The following is a 23,411-nucleotide window of genomic DNA, read 5'->3' as shown; positions in this document are numbered from 1 at the left end:
CTCCATGAACCTGCTGAATTCCGTCCCGCACTTGTCCGACAATAGCTTGTTGGATGACGCGCCGCTCATTTGTTTTTCGCATCTAAGATGGGACTTTGTGCTCCAGAGGCCGCAGCATCTGATGGAACGGTTTTCGCGCGAGCGGTCGGTCTTCTATTTCGAGGAATTCATCCCCACCGACCACCATTTCGCCTATCTGGAGATTCATCCCTTCGAAGGAACGAGCGTCAAGGCGGTCCGTCCGCGGATCCCACATTGGTGGAACGAGGTCGATCGAGAAGCCGCTCTTGGCAGACTGCTGGACGAACTGATTTGGCTCCACGGCGCCAAACGTCCGATCCTTTGGTTCTATACACCGCTGATGTTTGGCTTTGCCCGGCATGTCGACGCCGTCGCGGTTGTCTATGATTGCATGGACGAACTCGCGAACTTCAAATTCGCGCCGGCCAATCTCAACGCCTCAGAGCGGGCCCTGATGGCCTGTGCCGATGTCGTTTTTACCGGCGGTCTCAGCCTCTATGAGGCAAGACGGGACCAACACGACAATATCCATCCGTTCCCGTCGGGGGTCGATACGCATCACTTCCGCGCCGCCCGATGCCCTTTGCCCGATCCACCCGACCAGGCGGGTATTCCTCATCCTCGTCTCGGATACTATGGGGTGATTGACGAAAGGCTCGACCTCGACCTGGTCGGCAGTGTCGCATTGGCCCGGCCTGACCTTTCTTTCGTGTTCCTGGGCCCAATCGTAAAGATTTCGCCGGATGATCTACCCCATGGCGCGAATATCCATTATCTCGGACAGAAGGCCTATGCCGATCTTCCCGCGTATCTTTCGGGTTGGCAGGCTGCGCTGATGCCGTTCGCGCTGAACGAGGCCACGCGCTTCATCAGCCCCACCAAGACTCCCGAATATCTCGCCGCCGGCCGGCCGGTGGTTGGAACCCAGATCGTCGATGTCGTGCGAGGTTACGGCGACGTGCCGGGGGTGTTGTTGGCAAACGGCGCCGAGGCCTTCGCGGAAGCCTGCGACGCCGCGCTCTTGTTGTCCCGCTCCGACACGGCGTGGTTGGAAGTGGTGGACGGGGTTCTGGCGCAATCGTCATGGGATAGTACCTTTCGCAGAATGTCCGCGCTTGTCGAACAGGCGGCAGCGCAAAAAATCGTTTCGGCCACCCTTCCCGAACGATTTCGCGTCGGAACTTCGCGCAGGGCGCCTTCGGATACCTACGACTATCTGATCGTCGGCGCAGGATTTGCCGGGTCGGTTCTTGCCGAGCGGCTCGCTGCCGACGGCGGCAAGAGGGTCCTTGTCTGCGACAGACGGCCCCATATCGGCGGCAACACCTACGATCACTATGATGAGGCGGCGATCCTGGTTCACAAATATGGCCCGCACATCTTCCATACCAACAGCGAGGATGTCTTTGCCTATCTTTCCCGCTTTGCGGCATGGCGGCCCTACGAACATCGGGTGCTTGCCCAGGTCGGCGATCTGCGCCTTCCGATCCCGATCAATCGCACGACACTGAATGCGCTCTACAACATCGATCTGACCAGTGACGCCGAGGCGGCGCGTTTTTTGGCGGACCGTGCGGAGCCTTGCGATCCGGTGAAGACATCGCGCGACGTGGTGATATCGCAGGTTGGAGCGGAGCTCTATCGGACCTTCTTCGAGGGCTACACTCGCAAGCAGTGGGGGCTCGATCCGTCCGAACTTGACCGCTCGGTGACGGCTCGTATCCCGACCCGGACCAATACCGATGACCGCTACTTCCTGGATCGCTTTCAGGCCATGCCGGTTGGCGGCTACACCCGCATGTTCGAACGGATGCTGAACCATGACAATATCACGGTGATGGTCGGCACCGATTTCGCCGATCTCAGGCGTGAGGGCCTGGCTGATCATACCATCTTCACGGGTCCCATCGACGAATACTTCGGCCACTGCTTTGGGCGTCTGCCCTATCGCAGTCTCAAGTTCACCCACGAAACGCATGATGTGCGGCGTCTGTTGCCGGTCGCCGTCATAAACTACCCGTCGGAGGACGTGGCCTATACGCGCGTCACGGAATACAAGCACCTGACCGGCCAGGTCCATCCGAGGACTAGTATCAGCTATGAATATGCGAGCGCCGAGGGAGAGCCCTACTATCCGATCCCGCGCCCGGAAAACCAGGCGCTTTACAAACAATACGAAACCCTGGCGCGTACGCGCGACGACGTCACATTCGTCGGGAGGCTTGGCACCTACAAGTACTACAATATGGATCAGGTCGTCGCCCAGGCGCTGGCGACATACCGGCGCCTGCGGGATCGCCATGGAGCCAGCAGAGCCCTCGCCGGCGTCCAGCATGATTAGGAAGGCCCACGTCCTTCTGGCAACCGACAGCTTCAATCCCTCCGGGATGGGCGAACACATGCTCGCGCTCGGCCGCGGTTTGAGTGACCGCTGGAATGTCACCATCGCAGTGATGTCCGAGGCTCGAACGGGCTTGTTGGCGCGCGCCGCGCGCTGCGGGCTTGCGGTCAAACTGATCCAGGATACCGGCGAGTTTCACGAGTGGTTGTCGAGGTCCAGCGTCGATATCCTGCACGTCCACGCAGGGATCGGATGGGAAGGGCACGGTCTGGCAGCGGCCGCCGATGCCCGCGCCATCCCAATCATACGCACCGAGCACCTTCCATATCTTCTCAATGACCCGGAACAAATCGAGCGTTATCGACGCGAAACCGAGAAATTGGCGCATATCATCGTCGTTTCCGAAGCCTCACGTCAAAGCTTCCGGGAGGCACAGGTCGCGCCCTCGCGTTTGACGGTGGTTCGAAACGGCATATTTCCGCTTGTGCCCGTGCGATCCGCCACCGATTTTTCGCAGGAACTCGGCCTTGTCGGAAAGACCGTCCTCTTGACGGTCGCGCGTTTCACCGAGCAGAAAGACCAGGCGTCGCTGGTGCGCGCCTTGCCGGCCGTCTTGGAGGACAATCCTTCCGTTGTCTTGCTTCTTGTTGGGACAGGCCCCGAAGAAGAGCGCGTCAGTGCCCTGGTGACGGAGTTGGACGTGGGCGATCACGTCCAGTTTCTGGGGCACAGATCCGATGTCGCCGAGCTCATGGCAATCGCTGATCTCTTCATTCTTACATCGCATTTCGAGGGCCTTCCGCTGGCGGTTCTGGAGGCCATGTCGCTTGCCGTGCCCGTCATTGCAACTCGCATTGGCGGGACGGTGGAGGCGCTAGGTGATGGTCATCCCTATTTCACCGAGCCGGGCAATCCAGCGGCGATCGCCGCAGTCATCAATCACGCACTCGCCAATCCTCATCGTCTGGTGGCAAGCGGCCTGGCCGGCCTTGAGCGTTTCAAACGGGACTTTTCCGTCTTTCGAATGGCTGCGGAAACCGGGGCCGTCTACGAGCGGTTCCTCAGCCAGCCGAAGCATCAAATACAAAAGGACAGTTCCATGGAAAAAACACGGCTGGGCTTCATCGGTGTCGGCGGTATCGCCCGCCGGCACCTGGACATTCTGGCGAGCTTCGACGATGTCGAACTCGTGGCTTTTGCCGACCCCGATCTTGGCCGGGCCGACGAGGCGGCGATGCGATTTGGGGCGAGATCATTTGGCCATCATCGCGAAATGCTCGATAGCCAACAGCTTGATGCGGTCTATATCTGCATTCCACCTTTTGCCCATGGCGAGCCCGAGCGCGATCTCATCCAGCGCCACATGCCGTTTTTTGTCGAAAAGCCGGTGTCGCTGGGCCTGGCGCAGGCCGAAGACATCGCTGCGGGCGTAGCCAACGCCAACCTCGTAACGGCTGTCGGCTATCATTGGCGGTATCTCGATATCGTCGACGAGGCCAAAAGCCTGTTGGCGGACAATCCCGCCCAGCTTCTGTCAGGCTACTGGCTCGACTCGACACCCCCGCCGAAATGGTGGTGGAAAGAGGGCAAATCGGGCGGTCAGATGGTCGAACAGGCAACCCATCTCCTCGATCTCGTCCGGTGGCTCATCGGAGACGTCACCGAGGTCTACGGGCGCGCCGGCTATAAGGACAGACCGGAATTTCCAGGCCTGGACGTACCGACGGTGACGACGGCAAGCCTCACCTTTGAAACGGGCGTGGTCGCCAATATAGCTTCCACCTGTCTTCTCGGCTGGAGCCATCGGGTCGGCCTGCACGTTTTTGCAGATAAGCTGGCGATCGAGCTGACCGACCGGGAGATCATGGTCGATGTAGGACGAGGACGCCCCGTGCGCGCCGCCGACGGTGATCCGGTCTGGCGCGAGGACCGCGATTTTATCGATGCCGTGCGCGGTGGTGAAAACCGCATCCGGTGCCCCTATGGCGATGCTGTGGCAACCCACCGCCTCGCCCTTGCCGTGGTGTCCTCGGCCCGCAGTGGGTCGGTCGTGCACCTCGACCCTTCCGGGATAAGACGGGATCAACCAGCGCCGCTGCAGAGGCAACCGCGGCCGCCGGCACCGCACGGGCTTCCACCAGGCCATCGCAAGATACGCTCGCTTGGCGTCGAGGCGCCGGGCCGGGCCTATTTCTTCGACTATGAGGAAGGCCCGCCGGCCGACGGCCACTTGCGACTTGACACGCTGTTCACTGGCCTGTCTGCGGGCACCGAACTGACCTTCCTGAAGAACACCAATCCATATTTCCGTTCCCGCTTCGAAGGCGGGCGCGGCGTCTTCATCGAAAGCGAGCCCGACCTGCACTATCCTATACCATTCCTCGGCTACATGGAGGTCGCGCGCGTTTCGCAGTCCCGTGCACGTGGCTTTCCCGAGGGCGCGGTGCTTGCGGCGAGTTATGGTCATAAGACCGGCCATACGGCAGACCCGTTTCACGATCTCCTGGTCGAGATGCCCCCAGGGCTCGATCCCCTGCTCGGCATCTTTGTCGCCCAGATGGGGCCGATCGCCGCCAACGGGATCCTCCATGCCGACGCGGAAACGTTCGGGGCGAATGTCCCTGCACTCGGTGCGGGTGTCGCCGGCCGTCCGGTGATCGTTCTCGGGGCCGGCACCGTCGGTCTGATGACGGCACTCTTTGCCCGCGTGCTCGGCGCCTCCGAGGTGGTGATCAGCGACCCGTCCGACTTTCGCCGGAAAAAGGCCGAGGCGATGGGGCTGACGGCGATGAGGGAAGATCAGGCCTGGCAGCATGCCAAGGCTCGCTGGCACGACGGGACGATGGGACGCGGCGCCGATCTCGCGTTTCAGACACGAGCTCATCCCGGCAGTCTGCACACGGCGCTCAAAGCTCTGCGGCCGCAGGGTACCGTGATTGATCTTGCCTTCTACCAGCACGGGGCGGATGCCTTGCGGCTTGGCGAGGAATTCCACCACAATGGCCTGAACATACGGTGCGCTCAAATCAACCGCGTTCCTCGCGGGCTCGCTCCTCTCTGGGATCGACGCCGACTTGCGCGTGCGACGGTCGACCTCCTTGCCTCGGACGGAACAACGATCCGTGAGCACATGGTTACCCACGTCGTCCCAATCGACGAGGCACCATCCTTCCTCGCCGATCTGGTCGAGAACCGACCGGAGTTTCTGCAGGTCGTCTTCAAGGTTGGCGAATGACCATCGAACCGACGCCCATCCGGATCCTCTTCGTCTTCGCGTGGCTGGTCGTCGGCGGGGAGGAGACCGAAGTGCGGCTGCTGGCCAAACACCTTGATCGCCGCCGTTACCGCATCGACGTCGTGGCCTGCTTCAAAAAGCCCGGCATGCCCGAGCAGACCCATGTACAGCTCCGCTCGCTCGGGATCGACGTCGACACTACGCCCTACGATTTGTCGTTTACCGACACCGTCGGCTACCTTGCCGGGAAAATCTCGAGCTACGACGTCGTCATCTCCTGTCAGAACGTCGCGGATATCTATCCTGCGCTGGAGCGCCTGCATCTTCGCCCGCCGCTGATCGAGCATGGCGGGCTCGTTTCTGAAGCACTGGCCGGCCCCAAACATTTGACGAAACGCTACGTCGGCGTCTGCCGTTCCATCCGCGACGCCGCCGCATCGCGGATGTCGGGACGCGAGCATGATGCGCTGGAGATTCCCTCGATGGTCGACCTCTCAGCGTTCGATCCGACACTGCGGGGACCGACCCGCAGGGCTCTGGGGATTGCCGAGGACGAGGTTCTGATTGGCTGGGTCGGCCGGCTCGACCCCAAGAAGAACGTCGAGGACTTCATCGAAGCCGCTGCTCTGGTAAGCATCGCGGCCAAGCATGCGAGGTTCGCGATCGTTGGCGGACCCGACGCCTTCGTGCCGGACTATGCGATAAAACTCAAGGCCTTGGCGGCCCAACATGGGCTCGGCGGTGTGCTTCAGTTTCTGGGCGACCGAAAGGATATCCCTGCCCTCATGGCGTCATTCGATATCTTCGCCTGGCTTTCAAGCGGCGAAGGCATGCCGCATGTCATTGCAGAGGCCGGTGCTGCAGCCCTCCCTGTGATCGCAACGCCCGACAACGGCGCGCAGCAGCAGATTGACGACCACGTATCTGGTCTGTTCGTCCCTTATCGGGATGCCGCCGCCGTGGCCGGACAGATGATCGCTCTGTTGCAGGACACGCGACGTCGGCAGGCACTTGGCGCCGCATTGCGGCGGAAGGTCGAGACCACCTATTCAGTCGAGGCGGTTTTGCCGCAGTGGGAGCAGCTGCTGGCGGATGTCTGCGGCAAGGGAAAGGCGGCCGGTCCGACCGGACTGTTCCGGTCTTTTCTGCAGGGCGGTTTCGAATGCTCAACCCATCGGCTTCGGGCGCGGGAAGGTGAGGCCAAGGGCCGCCGTCTCGACATGATTGCCGCCGTCAGCCACGATCGCTACGCCGAAGAGGACTACCGTCAACTTCAAGGCCTGGGGATCCGCACAGTGCGCGACGGTTTTAGATGGCACCTGATCGAGAAATCCGGTGGCTATGACTGGTCGAGCGTGCGACCGATGATACGGGCGGCCGCGCTGACCGGCACGCAGGTCATCTGGGATCTGCTGCATTATGGCTGGCCGGACGATCTCGACATCTGGTCGCCGCGTTTTGTCGATCGCTTCGCCGCGTTCGCGCGCGCTTGCGCAAAGCTGGTGCGCGAGGAGTGTGACAGCGTTCCCTTTTATTGCCCAGTCAATGAGATCTCGTTTTTCTCCTGGGGCGGCGGCGATGCCGGCTATCTCAATCCGTTTGCCAATGGCCGGGGCTTCGAATTGAAAGTGCAGCTGGCGCGCGCCGCAATCGCCGCGATGGACGAAATCAGTTCAGTCGACCAACGGGCGCGCTTCGTTCACTGCGAGCCGGTGATCAATGTCACCGCGCATCCCTCACGGCCCGAAGACAGAGGCATTGCCGAAGGTCACCGCCAATCGCAATACCAGGCGTGGGATCTCATCAGCGGTCGGTTGTGGCCACAGATCGGGGGAAGCGAGCGCTATCTCGACATCATCGGCGTGAATTATTACTTCAACAACCAGTGGATTCATGGGAGCACGCCGATCGACATCGGGCACGCGCTATACAAGCCCCTCAACGAGATTTTGCGAGAGACTTTCGCGCGATACGGCAGGCCGATCCTCATCGCCGAGACTGGTATCGAGAATGAGCGACGCGCGACTTGGTTCGAATATGTTGTTGGCCAAGCTTCCCTGGCAATGCAGTCTGGCGTTCCGCTGGAGGGACTATGCCTCTATCCGATCGTAGATCATCCGGGCTGGGACAATGGCCGCCAGTGCGCAAATGGCCTTTTTTCGACCGAGGTCACGGCTTCCGGACGAACTGCCTACGCGCCGCTGGCGGCCGCTATTCAAGCGGCGGGGGCTGAGATGCCTTTCGCAACTGATCAGAGTCGGCCAAAAGTCCGTCCGGCCACCGCCCGATGAGAACGGGACGGCTGATTTAGCCGTACGCGCGAACGACCCACTTCTCGTCATGCGCCGACCGCGAGGCAGGACAGCGGTTCTGATCAAGCCGCCCTGCGCGCCATAAGATAAATTGGTTCTGCGGGAACAATTCCTCGACGCGTGAGTACGACGTCACCACGCACTCGAGAACTCAAAGGAGTTCAATCCATGTCAAAACTCGCCACCAACCGAATACCCGGCGACGTCGCACATACTTTCGATCCTTCCCTAACGACATCATTCACCAACATCGCATGGGGAGCCGTGTTTGCCGGTGTCGTTGTCGCTCTTGCCACACAGCTCCTTCTAAATCTGCTCGGCGTTGGCATTGGTGCGGCTGTCCTCGATCCGGCGACCTCGGACAATCCCGCGGCCAGCACGTTCTCGATTGTCGGCGGCATCTGGTTCGTCGTCGCCGGCATCATCGCATCCTTCATCGGTGCCTATGTTGCCGCGAGGCTTTCCGGCAGACCAAGCAAATCCACGGGCGGCTATCACGGGGTCACAACCTGGGCCGTGACCACGCTTGTCGTTCTCTTTCTTCTGACAACGTCGGTGGGTTCGCTCGTCGGCGGTGCGTTCAGCGGCCTGTCGAGTATCGTCGGCGGAGTTGGCCAGACGGTCGCAACGGCTGCGACCGCGGCCGCTCCGGCGTTGGCCACAGCAACCGACCCGATGGGCACCATCGAACAGCAGATCAGAAATGCCAGCGGAGGCAACGATCCTGCGGCTCTGCAGACTGCAGCGGTCTCGGCCATGACGGCGGTTGCCACCGGCGATCAGTCGAAGATAGACGATGCCAAAACACGTGCCGCCGAGGCGCTGGCCAAGGCCCAGAACATCCCAGTCGATCAGGCACGGGCGAAGGTGGATGAATACGAGGCCAGCTACAAAGCTTCGGTCGAAGAGGCAAAACAGCAAGCGTTGGCCGCAGCCCAGACGGCGACGAAAGTCGTGTCACGGGGTGCGCTCCTGGGTTTCCTCGCGCTCATGCTCGGCGCAATCGCAGCCTGGTTCGGCGGCACGGCCGGCACCAAGCCCGCTTTGCTTGTCGAAGAACACACTTCCACCCAACGGCTTTAATCACCACCGGAAAGGAAATATCATGTCTATCGAACCGAAAAATCTCAGCGATCTTCTCTACGAAACCCTCAAGGACATTTACTTTGCGGAAAATCAGATCCTAACCGCCTTGCCGAAAATGGCAGAAGCGGCCCGGTCTCCTGACCTCAAGCAGGCTTTCCAGACCCATTGGGAGCAAACCGAGGGCCAGGTCGAACGTTTGGAACAGATCTTTGAACTGATTGGCCAGCCAGCGAAGCAGAAAACCTGTAGTGCCATCCTCGGAATGATCGAGGAAGGGAAGGAGATGATGGAAGAGTTTAAGGGAACCCCCGCTCTTGACCCCGGCCTTCTAGCCGGCGCCCAAGCGATTGAGCATTACGAAATCAGCCGCTATGGCACCATGCTTTCTTGGGCAAGGACGCTCGGCCAGGACGAGGTTGCCGAGCTTCTCGGCCAGACACTCGACGAAGAAGAGTCGACCGACGAGCTACTATCAGAAATCGCCGAAACCGCGGTCAATGCAGCTGCCGCATGAAAGCTCGCGCGCGCGCCGCATAGGCGCGCGCCTGAGGAAGCAGACTCACTCAAAATCTGTCGGGTTAAATATCGCCGAGAATATCAGCAAGGAAAACAACGGATCTGCTTCGAAACCGGCGCCAGATGTGGCCACGTGCAGCGGCGGCACGGCGACCGTTAGTCCTTGCCACGCACAACCGCGATGATGGGAGCCCCCTCTGCTTTGCCGTAGGCTCATGCGTAGAGGGCGTCAGGGGACGACCTGATCCTCCCGGAGATTCGGCGCCCTTTGATCGAATGGAAACCAGCCCTTAGCGTCAGTCGCTGAAGCTGCAATGCATGCGCGGTGATGGGCCGTATGGTGGGAGTGGGTTACTCTAGGGCTGCGCGTAGCGCGCTTGCAGCAATGCCCGGTACTCGTGTTCAGGCTGCCCATAGGACCCCGCGGAATATTCCTCCAGTCCCGGTCGGTCTCTGAGAACAACGCGTCCACGGTCCGACCGAATTAGCCCCTCTCCCTCCAACATATGCAAGGCGGTGGTCACGCTTGGCCGTCGGACGGCCAGCATCAAGGAAATAAACTGGTGCGTGATGGGCATATTGTCCGTTACAAGACGATCGTGGCACATCAAGAGCCATCTCGCTAAACGTTGATCGATTTTGAATGCTGCATTTGCAAGGGCGGTATAGGCCACCTGCGCTGCAAAGACATAGAGGTAGCGAGACAACAGGTCTGCAAAAACTCCATTGTCGGCAACGATTTCCTGAAACAGCCCGACTGGAAGGCGATGTGCAAATCCTTCAACCTGGATCACGATGTCGTAAGGGTTGGTATTTGCCCCCACCGATGACGCAGTGGGCGCAAATCCTTCTCGGCCAAACATGCCGGCCTCCGCTTTCAGGCCGCTATCCGAAACAGCCAAAACAGAACCGATGCCAGACGACAAAAAATAGACCGTTTCCAGCGGCTTTCCCGCCTGCGCGATCTGATGACCTTTAGGTAGATAAACCCTTTCAAGGCGCTCGGTGAAAGACCGGCGCTCTTCGTCTGGAAGCAGTTTAATCAAGCCGTTATCGCATCCCAGCTGACCTTCCATCTTGCGACCCCTGTTATGACGCACCGCTCGCTAGCCGCTCGAATTTCGGCATGTCACATGGCCTTCGGCTATGGCCGCCCATCCTGACGCAATTCCCGGCGCAAGGGAATGGCCGAAGGGGATCAACGGTCAGTGGACCGTCGAATTCACTACCGAGTAGCGGGCAATTTCTGACCGAAGCTCGACGGTCCGTCGCAGAAGCCGGGCAGCCTCGTCCATCACAAGGACGACTCCGTCAACTTTTCGATTTCAACGTGAAGCCTATAGGCCTCGACCTCGTCGAGTCCTGCTCCCAGCAGTCGCCTCGCCGCGTCGATCAGGCGTTCGGCGCGATCGACGACGTCGAGATTATTCTTGATGATGATTTCGAGCATGCGTTTTCCCCTCGCTTGCAAGTCAAGCGTGCCGGAGAAACGCCGTAAGCGCAATCCCGCGAGGACCTAGATCCGGTCTCGTACCCTGTCATAAAGATCGCGCATCTCGTCGAGCGCGCGGTCGTAACGCGAGCGCGGCGGCGCCGAACGGGAGCCTCCTATAGCAAAGGCGATCGCCCCGACGGCGGCTGCGACCGCGATCATCGTCGAAACAGGATACAACTTCACCGTCGCTTGCGTCTGCCTCGCAGCCTCACGCGCGCCACCCTTGATAGTCTGGGCGGCATCCGACACCTGCTTCTGTAACGTTTCAAGCTGCCTGCGGAGGGCGCCAAGTTCTTCGCGAGGATCATAATCGGGCTGGACAGGGACGCCGACCTGTCCCGTCGCAGTATCCACGACGCCCTTCGGTACTGGGCTGGCGATCTTCGCAGCGGTGGCTTCGAGCGTAGCAGATTTACCGGGCTTACGAGGTGGCATGTGTGTCCTCCAAACATTGCTTCACGGGTGAAGATGGGGTTGTGCCGCCGGAGGGCAAGCCTGTAGCAAAGGAGCCCGGCCAAGCAAGCGTTACGCCAGCTTCCCAACCAGTTCCGCTTAGTCTGAGAACATGAACGTCTTGCCGCGCTGGGCGGCGTTTGGCCAAGAGGAGCACGCGGACCGGAAAGAGCGTGGCGGCACGGTTCGAGGCGGAAAGCTCGTGGTCGTCGTCCCGATCTGCCTTGATCGTGCAGTGGCGGCCATCGCATTCCTGCTTTACGTCACCGTCCTTGTCCATGGTCTTATGCACAGTGTCTAGAACATAGAGCCCGTGACGGCCGTAGAGCCAGCCGCCGCGATAGAATGCGAGGCTTGCTGCGCGGTGGCAAGACCGTCGACGGTTACTGAGCCGAGGCCGCGCGTCTGGAGAAGCTAGCGGGTTCGTCCCAACTTACGAAGACCAAAGATCCGCCCGGGTGTCATCTCATGAAGGCGATATCTAGACCCGCGCGGCGGTCGACGTTGCTAGTCCAGCAGCGTGAGACGGCTTCTCTATCAACTCGCGATATCCATAACTCGCAGACATATACGATTTGCGCAGGAAACACGGATTCGACAGTCAGCATTTTCCCGGAAAACTTATAAATTAACAGAGACTTAAACAGTTTGGACACTTCTTGCACATAAGTATGACTTTATGTGGCGGTGGCTGTTTTGCGCTTGGGTCTTTCACTTTCACTTACTCGGGCCTTCGAAGCCCTGCGCGGCCTCGGAAGGGACAGGGGCGGCAATGTCGCGATCGTCGTTGCTCTCACCCTGGTGCCGATGATCGTCGCAGTCGGTGCGAGCTTTGACTACGTTCGTACCTACAATGTCCGGCAAAGGATGCAGAGCGACCTCGACACGGCCCTGATCGCCGCAGTCAAAGAGATCGATACCGACGACACCGACGCCCTCAAGGAAAAGGTTGCAGACTGGTTCCACGCGCAGGTGGAAAACAGCTATACGCTTGGCGACATCGACATCGATACATCGAACCATAAGATCACGGCGACGGCCAGCGGCACGGTTCCGACGACGCTGATGAAGATCGCCAACATCGACACGGTTGACGTCAGCGTGGCAAGCGCCGTCAAGGGGCCGGCCACCTCCTATCTTAACGTCTATATCGTCATCGACACATCGCCATCGATGCTTCTGGCGGCAACAACTGCCGGCCAGTCGGCCATGTATTCCGGCATTGGATGCCAGTTCGCCTGCCACACGGGTGATTCACACACTATCGGCAAGACGAAATACGCCAACAATTACGAATACAGCACAGCCAAGAACATAAAGCTGCGCGCCGATGTTGCCGGTGACGCCGTCAGAGACGTGCTCGACATGATCGACACGTCCGACAGCAATCATCAACGCATCAAGGTCGGATTATACAGCCTTGGTGATACCCTCACGGAAGTTCTGACCCCGACGCTGAGCACTGACACGGCGCGCAATCGCCTTGCGGACGCAAGTTACGGCCTTACCAGCGCGACCTCGAAGGCAGCCACCTATTTTGACGTGTCGCTTGCGACGCTCAAGCAGAAAGTCGGCACCGGCGGGGACGGAGCCTCCTCGGGCTCGCCGCTCAAGCTGGTTCTCCTGCTGACGGACGGCGTCCAGTCGCAGCGCGAATGGGTGACCGACAAGGTGACATGGAAAAACGGAAAGGCCACGTACGGAGCATACTGGAACAAGGTGGCGCCTCTCAATCCGGACTGGTGCGCCTACGTCAAAAACCAGTCCGCCACCATGGCGGTTCTTTACACCGAATACCTGCCGATCACCTCGGACTGGGGTTACAACGCAACCGTCGGCTCGACCATGGCAAGCGCCAGCTGGAAGAGCACCTACGGCGGCACTATGCAAAGCGGCGTGTCGACCAGCATCACGAGACGCGACTACATCCCCTATGCGCTCTCCGACTGCGCATCTACCAAGAGCCTGTTTCTATCCGCGTCGTCGTCGACCGAGATTACCGCAGGCCTGTCGGCGCTTTTCACGCAATATCTCGCATCCGTCCGGCTGACCCAATGAGACGAGAAAAACGCTTCGCATCGCTGCGCCGTCTGCTTGGCGATCGCAAAGGGGTCGCTGCGATCGAATTTGCGATCCTGGCTCTACCGCTCTTCATCATGATATTCGGCATTATCGAAGTGTCGCTGATGTTCTTCGTCAACTCGGCGCTGGACGCTTCGGTGCACAAGATCTCCCGGATGATCCGCACCGGCGAGGTTGCGTCCTCCAACATCACGCTGGCCGATTTCAAGGCCAGAATCTGCAACGACATGCTTCTCTCGTTCAGTTGCTCCAGCGATCTGCTGGTCAAGGTGATCGTGCTTTCCGACCTCTCGTCCGCCGCCAGCACCGACCCCATCGACGCCAGCGGCAATCTCGCAGTCACCGAGACCTATGATATCGGCAAGGGCAGCGACTACATCCTGGTTCAGACGTTCCTGCCATGGAAAGCCGTCGTCAATTTCTTCAGCCTGTCGAGCGCCCAGCTTTCGGACGGCCGCTACCTGCTCGGATCTTCCGTTCTGTTCCGCAACGAGCCTTTCTGACATGATCATGAAACGGAGCCTGTCCTTCTTCCGCTTCGCCCGATCCCGCGCCCGCCATCTCCTGCGCGACCGGTCGGCCGCTTCGGGCGTGGAATTCGCGCTGGTGTTGCCGATCCTGGTGATGCTCCTGTTCGGCACCGTCGATCTCGGCCATGCACTCACAGTCAGCCGGAAGATAGATGAGATCGCCTCTTCCACCGGCGACATGATTTCGCAGCAGGGTTCCTGGACGAAGTCCGATGTCGCCAAGCTTCTCTCCGGCGCCAGCTTCATCCTGCAGCCCTATGAGACGACAGGGCTGACGATCATCGTCGCGGTGGACGATATCACCAAGAGCGGCAACGCGACGGTCAACTGGTCTGCAGCACTCAACACCTCGGCCCTTAACTCCGGCGCGGCGAGCGCAATCGAGGTCCCTTCGCAGATCCAGGATGATGGCGTGCAGGTCGTGCTGACCAGGGTGCAGTACACATTGACGACGCCGGTCTCGGCGTTCTTTTCAAACTTCACGGGGCAGAATGGCTACAGCTTCGATCGCCATTACTTCAATCGCCCGAGGGTCGGCGACAAGATCACTTACAATTGAGCTCCAGGGTTTGTCGAAATGGGCCGGAGGCCCGCGCAGCTGCGATTATCACTGTAACCTCTACGGATCGACCGTTTCCATCGGTCCGGCATGCAGCCACCTAGCTCGACCGACCCTTTCCAACCACGGCTTCCGCGACTTTGTGGAGAACGGCAATCGTCCGACCGCCGCTCATACCCGGCTTTGGGGCAGACGGCATTGACCCGGAGCCTGTCGGGTGCATAGTCGCTGGCGAGGTTCTGGAGAAGGCGGCAACCCCGCCTGTCATTTTGTGGGCTATGTGGTCCGGCGCAAGGATGTCGCGCTAGGCCGCCCGCTGCGGGCTGCGGAGTAATCATATGAAAATCGACAGTATCGGATTCGTCGGAACCGGCGCGATCACCGAAGCGATGGTTCGCGGGCTTCTCAGTGAGCCGGCCTATGCCTCCGAGATCCACGTGTCTCCACGAAGCGCTCACATCGCCGCGACGCTAGCAGCCGAATTCGCCGCCGTCAGAATTGCCAAGGACAATCAGGACGTCGTCGAGCGCAGCGACATTGTGTTCCTGGCGATACGGCCGCAAGTCGCCGAGGAGGTCGTGCGCACGCTGTCGTTCAAGGATGGCCAAATGGTCGTCAGCCTCGTTGCGGCGACGGAGCGCCAGGCCCTCTCCAAATGGATCGGCGCCGACGTGCATCTCGTGCAGGCGATTCCCTTGCCCTTCGTCGCCGGCCGGCAAGGCGTCACTGCCATCTATCCGCCCGATACCGCCGTCGCAGCGCTTTTCGATGCGCTCGGAACGGCTGTCCAATGCCAGTCGAGGAAGGAATATGATCTTCTCGCGGCAGCGAGCGCAATGATGTCGACCTATTTCGGCATCATGGAGCAGGTTGCCGTCTGGCTGGAAAGAAGCGGCCTCGAAAAGGCCAAGGGACAGGCCTACCTTGCCCCGCTCTTTGCAAGCCTTGCGCAGAAAGCAACCAGCCCCGGCAACGAACCGTTCAGCGCGCTGAGCCGCGAATTCGCGACCAAGGGCGGACTGAACGAGCAGGTTCTTTCAGACTTCGAGAAGAAGGGCGGCCTTGCCGCGCTGACGGCTGCACTCGACGGCGTGCTTGCCCGCATCGAGGGCAGGAACTAGAACGTCGGCGGCGTGCAGGCGCTGATGACCTCGCAGGGCACCGGTCCGACGCAGCGGAAGCGGTGCGGGCGCCTGCTTTCGAAACAATAGGCGTCACCCGCTCCAAGAATACGCCGCTCGTCATCGACCGTCACCTCGAGCCGTCCCGAGAGCACGATCCCGCCCTCTTCCCCCTCGTGAACAAGGGGAACCTTTCCGGTATCCGCGCCCGGCTGGTAGCATTCCTTGAGGATTTGCAGGCTGCGCCCGAACAGGTTTTCCCCAACCTGCCTGTAGGAGATGGCGCCCTTGCCGATCTCCACCAGTTCCTCGACCGCATAGAAGGCCTTCCTTGGACGCTCGGGCTCGAAGGCGAAGAATTCCGCCAGACCGATGGGGATGCCGTCCAGGATTCGCTTCAGGGCCCCGACCGACGGGTTGGAGGCGTTCGATTCGATGAGCGAGATGGTCGAATTGGGCACACCGGTGCGCTTGGCAAGCTCGCGCTGGGAAAGCTTATGGGCGATACGAAGGTGGCGAAGGCGGCTGCCGACGTCGACTGACATGATGCGGTTCGTTTGTGTTGTCCAGAATATCTAAAATCATACCTTTCCATTTGTTCAATTTCAATAGCTTGCACCGACAAAGAAAAGGACTTGTTTGAAATGGAGAAATTGCCATTCTCGGCGCCATCCCAAAGGAGGCCAGGATGGACCAGCTCAGCAAAACGAACGCGCCCGTACTCGAAAATTTCTGGATGCCGTTCACCGCGAACCGGCAATTCAAGGCCACTCCGCGGCTTCTCGCAGCAGCCGAGGGAATGTACTACACCGACGTCGATGGAAATCAGGTGCTTGACGGCACGGCCGGGCTCTGGTGTTGCAACGCCGGCCACGGCCGCAAGAAGATCGCCCAGGCCGTCGAGCGGCAGCTTGCAACGCTGGACTATGCGCCGACCTTTCAGATGGGGCATCCGATCGCCTTCGACTTCGCCTCGAAATTGGCTGCGAACGCCCCGGGTGGTCCAGAAGCCAAACTCGACAGGATCTTCTTCACCGGCTCGGGCTCGGAATCGGTCGATACGGCGCTGAAGATCGCCATTGCCTACCAACGAGCGATCGGCCAAGGCACCCGCACGCGGATCATCGGGCGCGAGAAGGGATATCACGGCGTCGGGTTCGGCGGCATTTCCGTCGGCGGTCTCGTCAACAACAGGCGGGTCTTCCCGCAAATACCGGCCGACCACATGCGCCACACGCTCGACGTCGAGCGCAATGCATTTTCAAAAGCCCTCCCCCCGAACGGCGTGGAACTGGCGGACGATCTCGAGCGCCTGGTGCAATTGCACGGCGCTGAAACCATCGCAGCTGTTATCGTCGAGCCGATGTCGGGATCGGCGGGCGTGGTCCTGCCGCCGAAGGGCTATCTGGAGAAGCTGCGTGCGACCGCCGACAAACACGGCATTCTGCTGATCTTCGACGAGGTCATCACCGGTTTCGGCCGTCTCGGCACTCCTTTCGCGACCGACTATTTCGGCGTCGTGCCTGACCTGGTCACCACGGCAAAGGGCCTCACCAACGGCGCAATTCCCATGGGCGCGGTCTTTGCCAGCCGCAAGATCTATGACGGCCTGATGGTCGGACCGGAAAATGCGATCGAGCTTTTCCACGGATATACCTATTCCGGCCATCCGGTCGCCTGCGCAGCCGGGCTCGCTACTCTGGAGATCTACCAGGAGGAAGGCCTGCTGACGCGCGCATCCGACTTGGCCGAATACTGGCAGGAGGCTCTCCATTCGCTGAATGGCCTGCCTCATGTCGTCGACATCCGCAATCTCGGGCTGGTCGGCGCAGTCGAACTGGCTCCTCGTGACGGGGCGCCGGGAACCCGCGCCTACGAAATCTTCGTCGACTGCTTCGAAAAGGGCCTGCTGATCCGGGTGACCGGTGACATCATCGCGCTTTCTCCGCCGCTCATCATCGAGAAAACCCAGATCGACACGATCGTTTCGATCCTCAGCGACGCCTTGAAGCGCGCGGCATAGATCCGCATCCCGCGTGTCGTTTCCGTCGGCGATCGGACCTGTGGTCCATCGTCGACGGAACCATCCGGCACACCGAGACGACGCTCAACGCTTCAAGGTCTGTGACGGCAATTGGCCGAAACGCTTCCTGTATTCGGCAGCAAATCGCCCCGGATGCATAAATCCCCATCTGAGCGCGACGTCGGCGATGCCCTGCCTCGCGTCAGACTCGAGCAAATCGCGATGGGCGGCAACCATCCGAAGTTCATGCAGGTAGGCCATCGGGGTCGTATCCCTGAACTGCCGGAAACCCTGCTGCAAAGTCCGAACGCTTACCTTGGCTGCCATCGCGATATCGTTCAGCGAAATCGGCTCGGCGATGTGTTCCTGCATGAAGTCGATGGCCCATTTCACATGGCGTGGGGCTGGCGCCGGAGCAGGGAGTGCAAGCTCGTTCGAATAGCGATTAGGACAGGTCTCCAGAAGCAGATAGATCGCCGCGTCGCAGAGCGAGCTGGCGGCCAGCGGCGACTGTTGCAACGGTCCGTTCCCACTGAGACCGCGATGGAGGCTCGAGACAAGTTGCTGCAATACCAGCCCCGGACCAGTCGTCAAATCGATGTGAGGATGAAAATCGATGTCGCCACTGATCGTTCGTTCGAACATATGCGTCAGGTGGCTAATGATCTTCGCCTGATCGACGAACAGGCCGAAATGACGGCGGGGCCCAAACAGGCGGGCACCCGCGGCACGACCTGCCTCAAGGATCGTACCACGAGCGGGAACGGAATAGATTTGCTCCCGCATGCCTTCGAAGGATGCGTTCCCTGCCATCGGTAGAAACACGATCATCCTATCGCTGGGCGCCTCCCGCCTGATCAGGATTGTGCCTTCGTAGGTACAGTCGGCTACCGTTACCTCTTCTCCCACGGAGACGAAATTGCAGTCGTATGCAATCGGCATATTGCCTTCCGCCGCAACCTTGATCGGGGAGGTTGGCGTCGACAATATTTCCGAGAGTTCATCCGGGTCCGTTCCACTGTGCGCCGTTTCCCGAAACAACATGCTCTGCACCGCCAGCTGTCGGGCGAGGCTGCCATCGTTATGTATATGAGAATTAACGGACATTCGTGACCTCGAAAGACGATGTACACAAGTGATAATGGATTTGCGCAATCATGTTCATCCCTCTTTTTTTGTGTTGCCCCGGCGGTTTCAACCGTAGCGGCTGATTGCGAGATCCCTCGCGTCGATTTCCGGCTGGCCGCCGCCGACGAGATCGCCGATGAGCCGCGCCGAACCGGTGCTCATCGTCCAGCCGAGCGTGCCGTGACCGGTATTGAGAAAGAGGCCGGCGACCTTTGTCGGGCCGATGACCGGCGTGCCATCCGGCGTCATCGGGCGCAGGCCGGACCAGAAGGAGGCCTTGGAAATATCGCCGCCCGGGAAGAGATCGGTGACCGAGTATTCCAGCGTGCTGCGGCGGGCCAGGCCGAGATCATTGGTGTAGCCTGAGATTTCAGCCATGCCGCCGACACGAATGCGGTCGCCCAGCCGGGTGATCGCGATCTTGTAGGTCTCGTCCATGACGGTCGATTCCGGCGCGCGTGACGCATCGGCAATCGGGATCGTGAGCGAATAGCCCTTGACGGGATAGACCGGCAGCCTGATGCCGAGCGGCGCGAGCAGCAGCGGTGAATAACTGCCGAGCGCGACCACCACCGCCTCCGCGCTCATCCGCTCACGATCGGTGATGACCCCGCGCACCCGGCCGGCCTCGACATCCAGCGCCTTGATCGTCGTCCCGTAAGCAAAACGGACACCGAGCGCCTCGGCTTTGGCCGCCAGCGCATTGGTGAACTTGAAGCAGTCGCCGGTTTCGTCCTTCGGCGTCAGCAGACCGCCGACAATCTTGTCGCGCACATGCTTCAGCGCCGGTTCGAAGCGGATGCAGCCGTCCCGGTCCAGCACCTCATAGGGAATACCGTCGGCAGCCAGCGCTTTGACATCCTTTGCCGAGGCATCGAGCTGCTGCTGCGTGCGGAACAGCTGCAACGTCCCCTGCATGCGTTCATCATAGGCGATGCCGGTCTCGGCGCGAAGATCGGCCAGCGCGATGCGGCTGTAATCGGCAAGGCGCAGCATGCGGCTCTTGTTGATCGCGTAGCGCTCGGAGGTGCAGTTCGACAGCATCCTGGCCATCCAGGAGAGCATGGCCATGTCGAGTTTCGGGCGCAGGATGAGCGGCGCATGCTTCATGAACAGCCACTTCATGGCCTTCATGGGGATGCCGGGCGCCGCCCAAGGCGAGCAATAGCCGAAGGAGACTTCGCCGGCATTGGCAAAGCTCGTCTCCAGCGCCGGACCCGGCTGCCGGTCGACGACCGTGACCTCATGGCCGGCCTTGGCCAGTTGATAAGCGGATGTGACGCCGACGATGCCGGCTCCTAGAACGATGACCTTCATGATGTTCCCAATGATGGAGCCGCCGGCTCTCAGCGATATTGCCTGTCGTAACGATCGCCCAGGCCGGTTAGGATTTCGTAAGAAATGGTGCCGGCGTCGCGGGCAATGTCCTCGAGCGTCTGATGGCGGCCAAGCACTTCGACGAGACTGCCGAAGGTCAGCGCGCCTTCGGGCAGTGCTGATATGTCGACGGTCGCGCTGTCCATCGACACGCGGCCGACGATCGGCAGGCGGATGCCCTTGAAATAGACGGCGCCGCGGTCGCTGAGGCATCGCGGCAGACCATCGGCATAGCCGGCTGCAATGGTGGCGAGACGCGTTTCCCGTTGCGTGATATGCGCGCCGCCATAGCCGACCTTCGCACCCGCCGGCACGGTGCGCGTCTGCACGACGGCGACATTGAGGCTGACTACCGGCTCCATCGGGCTCTTCTCGCCGGCGTTCGGAGCGCCGCCATAAAGCGCGATGCCGGGACGGGCGAGCACGCCGTGATAGGCGTCGCCCAGGAAAACGCCGCCGGAATTGGCGAAGGAAATGTCGAAGCAGGGAAATTCGTCGGCGATGCGGGACATCTCGGCAAACTGCTCGCCGTTCTGCTCGCTGTCGATGTCGTCGGCCGAAGCCAGATGGCTCATGATGAACAGGATTTCAACATTGCTGCCGTCGCGAAGAGCCGCCGCCAGCTCTGCTCGCTCTTCCCTGGGAAAACCGAGCCGCGACATGCCGGTGTCGAATTGTAGGACGGCAGGCAGGTGGCGCTTCAGAATGCGCGCAGCCGCTGACCACTGCCGCCACTGCGCCAGCGAATTGAGAACAGGGACGATGCCCATCTCGGCGCAGGCGATCTCATTGCCGGGCTGCAAGCCGTTCAGCACGAAAATCTGGGCGTCGTGCGCAAGGGCCGGTCGGAGCCTCAAGGCCTCTACAAACTGGGCGACGAAGAAATGCCTGCAACCTTCACTGTGAAGCGTTCCCGCCACCCGTTTGGCGCCGAGACCATAGGCGTCAGCCTTGACGACGGCGCCGGCGCGGACCGGTGCCAGCATCGATACGAGCTTGCAATAGTTACGGCCGAGGGCGGCAAGATCGATCGTCAGATAGCCCGTGGCTCCCTGCGCGGTCGTGGCAGTTCGTGTGCGGGAAACCAAAATATCGCTATCCATGTCCACCCCTTTTCGATCTCAGGGAGTTTATGAAATAATGAGCGAAATTGCCGATCATTCAGCAGTCGATTATTGCATGATCCGCCAATTATCCGCATAATCAATAAAAATTTGGAATAATCCACTATGCCTGCTCTCGACGCGATCGATCGCAATATCCTGAGACTGCTGCGCCTCGATGCCCGCATGAGCAATGCCAAGCTCGCCGCCGAGATCGGTCTCTCGCCATCGGCCTGTCTCAGGCGCATCAAGATCATGGAAAAATCAGGCGTGATCCGCGGCTATACGGTGCTGGTGGACACCGGCAATGCGGATGAAATGATCGCCGTGATCATCAACATCACTCTCGAACGACAAACGGAAGACTATCTCGACCGCCTGGAGGCGGCGGTACGCCGGCATCCAGAGATCCGGGAATGTTTTCTGATGACCGGTGGTTCGGATTACCTGCTGCGTGTGGAGGTTGCCAATGCCGGCGAGTTCGAGCGGATTCACAAAGAGATCCTGTCGACCTTGCCCGGCGTCCTCAGGATTCATTCCAGCTTCTCGATCCGCAATGTTCTGGCGACGCGCACGAGGGGCAGGCGCTGAACCGTGATCCCCACCCGCGCATCCAGCCAGATCGCGTATGGTCAGCCTCGCCGTATCGTCAACTGCGCCGTTGGCGCAGATTGGAGATCCCGCTTATCACTCGGATCCTGCACTCCACTCGCGATAGGCGAGGTGGATCTTTGCTCCGGTGAAGGGCTGCGGCGGCAATGCCGCAGGGGCAGCGAGACGCGCATAGACGCGGCCGAGTTCGGAATCATGTCCGAGCACCAGTTCCGCGGCCGCGATCCCTGATGCCGTCGAGTTCGACGCTCCAAGACCGTTGCAGCCGCATGCCGCGAACACGCCTCGCTCGATCTCACCGAATGCCGGAACATGATTGCGTGTGAGCGCCATCGCGCCGGCCCAGCGATACTGCATCCCGACGCCGCCAAGGGTGGGAAAGCGTTTGGAGAACTTGCCGTCGTGGAGGCGGCCGGCCCGCTGGATCGCGGAGTCGCTGACTGCGATGCTCGGATTATAGCTGTAGCGGGAGCGCACCAGGATTCGATCGCCGCCGGCCGTGCCGATGCGGCGGACGGTCGTTCCCATCGGCAGGGCGGGCGTGGCGGCCCACTTCCGTTCTCCGCCGAGGCGCGAGGGGTCGAACTCCTCGGTGAGGGAGGCGTAGGTGAAGACGTGGAGCAGGCGTCCACGGAAGAACCCGAAGCTCTCCGCATGTCCGTTGTTTGCCATGATGATCTTTGCCGCCTGCACGGAACCCTGCGGCGTCTTGACGAGCCAGCCCGTACCGAGGCGCTCGAACGAGAGCGCCGGCGACCGCTCGTAAAGGGTGGCCGGCTTCTTCAGACAGTCGGCGACCCCGCGAATGTAGGCGGCGGGCTGCACGATGACCGTGCCGGGCGTGAACAGACCGGAGGTGTAGACCGGCGATCCCGTTACCGCCCCGATCTCCCCGGCGCTCAGAAGCCGATGGTCTTCGCCCATTTTCGAGAGCTGCTGCGCATAGTCCTCGAGGTGCCTGTCGCCTTCCGCGCTGATGGCGACGCTGTATCGGCCAGAGGGATCGAACACGTCCTTGCCCCAACCGTTTTCGGCGGCCATCTCGCTCGCCAGAGCAATGGCCGAGCGCTGTATGAGCACGGATTGCCTGAACCTCGCCTCCGACTCTCCGCTGAAATCGTCGGACGAGACCTCGTGCGGCAGGTCGATGATGAAGCCCGAGTTCGCGCCCGCCGGCCCCTCGCCGACGATACCCGCTTCCAGCACGGCGACCTGCGCGGTCGGGTCCAGGCGTGATATGCGCCGGGCCGCGGAAAGGCCGGCGAAACCACCGCCGATGATCGCGACATCCGCAATGACCGATCCGGTCAGCGCCGGCCGTGGCGTGCGCGGCGCAAGTGTGGCAACCCAGCCCGAAACGCCTGCGCGTTTCGGAAGCCTGGATGCAATGAAAACGTTTTTTCCGGCCTGGGTCACG

Annotated in this window: 19 protein-coding genes; 11 read left to right on the top strand and 8 right to left on the bottom strand. The window is 60.7% G+C overall.

The annotated features are described in order from the left end of the window. The first annotated feature begins 4 nt into the window (after positions 1–4). The 5 genes from glf (at position 5) to RlegSU303_RS26375 (ending at position 9,509) form a co-directional block, all read left to right on the top strand. Positions 5–2,362, top strand: a complete 2,358-nt coding sequence (glf, locus tag RlegSU303_RS26395) for a UDP-galactopyranose mutase (protein ID WP_131718476.1) — start codon at positions 5–7, stop codon at positions 2,360–2,362. Further along, a complete protein-coding gene (locus tag RlegSU303_RS26390; RefSeq protein WP_131718348.1) occupies positions 2,355–5,597 on the top strand; it encodes a glycosyltransferase in 3,243 nt (1,080 codons plus the stop codon). The genes glf and RlegSU303_RS26390 overlap by 8 nt, the downstream gene beginning before the upstream one ends. Further along, the gene (locus RlegSU303_RS26385) at positions 5,594–7,888 is read left to right on the top strand and encodes a glycosyltransferase family 4 protein (protein ID WP_131718349.1); all 2,295 of its coding nucleotides are present in this window, start codon (positions 5,594–5,596) and stop codon (positions 7,886–7,888) included. The genes RlegSU303_RS26390 and RlegSU303_RS26385 overlap by 4 nt, the downstream gene beginning before the upstream one ends. Positions 7,889–8,077: 189 nt before the next feature. Further along, positions 8,078–8,992, top strand: a complete 915-nt coding sequence (locus RlegSU303_RS26380; RefSeq protein WP_131718350.1) for a PhnA-like protein — start codon at positions 8,078–8,080, stop codon at positions 8,990–8,992. 22 nt (positions 8,993–9,014) lie between these two features. Next, positions 9,015–9,509 (top strand): YciE/YciF ferroxidase family protein, encoded by a 495-nt coding sequence (locus tag RlegSU303_RS26375; RefSeq protein WP_131718351.1) that lies wholly within the window; start codon positions 9,015–9,017, stop codon positions 9,507–9,509. A gap of 358 nt (positions 9,510–9,867) precedes the next feature. Here the strand turns inward: RlegSU303_RS26375 and RlegSU303_RS26370 are convergent, their stop codons facing one another. The 3 genes from RlegSU303_RS26370 to RlegSU303_RS26360 form a co-directional block, all read right to left on the bottom strand. Next, on the bottom strand, positions 9,868–10,587 hold the full coding sequence (locus RlegSU303_RS26370) for a Crp/Fnr family transcriptional regulator (protein ID WP_131718352.1): 720 nt from the start codon (positions 10,585–10,587) through the stop codon (positions 9,868–9,870). A 218-nt stretch (positions 10,588–10,805) separates the two neighbouring features. Beyond that, the gene (locus tag RlegSU303_RS26365; RefSeq protein WP_231283896.1) at positions 10,806–10,961 is read right to left on the bottom strand and encodes a hypothetical protein; all 156 of its coding nucleotides are present in this window, start codon (positions 10,959–10,961) and stop codon (positions 10,806–10,808) included. 66 nt (positions 10,962–11,027) lie between these two features. Beyond that, positions 11,028–11,441, bottom strand: coding sequence for a hypothetical protein (locus RlegSU303_RS26360; protein ID WP_131718353.1), 414 nt, complete (start codon positions 11,439–11,441; stop codon positions 11,028–11,030). Positions 11,442–12,155: 714 nt separating this feature from the next. Here RlegSU303_RS26360 and RlegSU303_RS26355 point away from each other — a divergent pair. The 4 genes from RlegSU303_RS26355 to RlegSU303_RS26340 all read left to right on the top strand — a co-directional run bounded on the left by RlegSU303_RS26355 (position 12,156) and on the right by RlegSU303_RS26340 (position 15,751). Then, entirely contained in the window at positions 12,156–13,517 is a 1,362-nt protein-coding gene (locus RlegSU303_RS26355; protein ID WP_131718354.1) for a TadE/TadG family type IV pilus assembly protein, read from the top strand. Beyond that, complete coding sequence (locus RlegSU303_RS26350; protein ID WP_131718355.1) at positions 13,514–14,044, top strand: TadE/TadG family type IV pilus assembly protein; 531 nt, start codon at positions 13,514–13,516, stop codon at positions 14,042–14,044. The genes RlegSU303_RS26355 and RlegSU303_RS26350 overlap by 4 nt, the downstream gene beginning before the upstream one ends. A 1-nt stretch (position 14,045) precedes the next feature. Continuing rightward, a complete protein-coding gene (locus RlegSU303_RS26345; protein WP_131718356.1) occupies positions 14,046–14,630 on the top strand; it encodes a TadE/TadG family type IV pilus assembly protein in 585 nt (194 codons plus the stop codon). A 338-nt stretch (positions 14,631–14,968) separates the two neighbouring features. Then, entirely contained in the window at positions 14,969–15,751 is a 783-nt protein-coding gene (locus RlegSU303_RS26340) for a pyrroline-5-carboxylate reductase (RefSeq protein ID WP_131718357.1), read from the top strand. Here the strand turns inward: RlegSU303_RS26340 and RlegSU303_RS26335 are convergent. Continuing rightward, the gene (locus tag RlegSU303_RS26335) at positions 15,748–16,296 is read right to left on the bottom strand and encodes a cupin domain-containing protein (protein WP_131718358.1); all 549 of its coding nucleotides are present in this window, start codon (positions 16,294–16,296) and stop codon (positions 15,748–15,750) included. The genes RlegSU303_RS26340 and RlegSU303_RS26335 overlap by 4 nt on opposite strands. A gap of 143 nt (positions 16,297–16,439) precedes the next feature. Here RlegSU303_RS26335 and RlegSU303_RS26330 point away from each other — a divergent pair, with 143 nt between their 5' ends. Beyond that, positions 16,440–17,774 carry an aspartate aminotransferase family protein gene (locus RlegSU303_RS26330; protein ID WP_131718359.1) on the top strand — a complete coding sequence of 445 codons (1,335 nt, stop codon included), beginning with the start codon at positions 16,440–16,442 and terminating at the stop codon, positions 17,772–17,774. 84 nt (positions 17,775–17,858) lie between these two features. On the opposite strand, the gene RlegSU303_RS26325 is transcribed toward RlegSU303_RS26330, so the two are convergent. The 3 genes from RlegSU303_RS26325 to alr form a co-directional block, all read right to left on the bottom strand. Then, positions 17,859–18,881: a helix-turn-helix transcriptional regulator gene (locus RlegSU303_RS26325; RefSeq protein WP_131718360.1), complete on the bottom strand. Its 1,023-nt coding sequence runs from the start codon at positions 18,879–18,881 to the stop codon at positions 17,859–17,861. A gap of 87 nt (positions 18,882–18,968) precedes the next feature. Continuing rightward, positions 18,969–20,219 (bottom strand): D-amino acid dehydrogenase, encoded by a 1,251-nt coding sequence (locus tag RlegSU303_RS26320; RefSeq protein WP_131718361.1) that lies wholly within the window; start codon positions 20,217–20,219, stop codon positions 18,969–18,971. A gap of 29 nt (positions 20,220–20,248) precedes the next feature. After that, positions 20,249–21,382 (bottom strand): alanine racemase, encoded by a 1,134-nt coding sequence (alr, locus tag RlegSU303_RS26315; RefSeq protein WP_131718362.1) that lies wholly within the window; start codon positions 21,380–21,382, stop codon positions 20,249–20,251. Positions 21,383–21,508: 126 nt separating this feature from the next. On the opposite strand from alr, the gene RlegSU303_RS26310 reads away from it, so the two are divergent. Continuing rightward, positions 21,509–21,973: an Lrp/AsnC family transcriptional regulator gene (locus RlegSU303_RS26310; protein WP_003550368.1), complete on the top strand. Its 465-nt coding sequence runs from the start codon at positions 21,509–21,511 to the stop codon at positions 21,971–21,973. A gap of 96 nt (positions 21,974–22,069) precedes the next feature. Here the strand turns inward: RlegSU303_RS26310 and RlegSU303_RS26305 are convergent, their stop codons facing one another. Then, the gene (locus RlegSU303_RS26305; RefSeq protein WP_231283907.1) at positions 22,070–23,410 is read right to left on the bottom strand and encodes an NAD(P)/FAD-dependent oxidoreductase; all 1,341 of its coding nucleotides are present in this window, start codon (positions 23,408–23,410) and stop codon (positions 22,070–22,072) included. Between the last annotated feature and the right edge of the window lies 1 nt (position 23,411).

It is taken from the genome of Rhizobium sp. SU303 (assembly GCF_021052345.1).
In the GTDB taxonomy this organism is placed as follows: domain Bacteria; phylum Pseudomonadota; class Alphaproteobacteria; order Rhizobiales; family Rhizobiaceae; genus Rhizobium; species Rhizobium laguerreae.
Note: the sequence above shows the minus strand (reverse complement) of the source record. Positions and strands in the feature narration are given on the sequence as shown.